At 67.3% G+C, this 443-nt stretch carries 1 protein-coding gene; it reads right to left on the reverse strand.

Going from position 1 to position 443, the window contains the following annotated elements; translation table 11 throughout:
* A partial coding sequence (locus AC5RWX_RS34335; protein WP_494100587.1) for an IS30 family transposase occupies window positions 1-443 on the reverse strand: 443 nt, incomplete at both ends.

The raw sequence follows: 443 nt of genomic DNA on the forward strand, positions 1-443 counted from the left end.
AGGTGGACCAGCATGACGTAGCGGGTGGCCCGTTCGACCAGCGTGCCTATCGCGGACTTGCCGCCGGCGCCGATGATCAGGTCGCCTTCCCAATGCCCGGGCACGGCCCGGTCCTCGATCTCGGCAGGGCGCTCCGAGATCATGATCATGGGGTCAGCGAACCGCGGCGTGCGGTGTTCGGCGCTGCGCTGGGGTTTGCGGCGCGCGCGGCCGGTGCGCAGCGCGGCCTGGACCTCGCGTTTGAGCCCGCCCCGGGCCTGGATGTAGAGGGCTTGGTAGATCGTTTCGTGGCTCACGCGCATCTCCGGATTATCGGGAAAGTCCGTGACCAGCTTCTTCGATATCTGCTCCGGAGACCAACGTTGGCGCAGCCCGTCGTTCACACAGTTACGCAGCGGCCCTTCGATGCGTAGCTTGCTGGTTTTCGGCCGTGGCCGGCGGGC

The sequence above is a fragment of the Arthrobacter sp. SPT-J7 genome, from assembly GCF_059089965.1.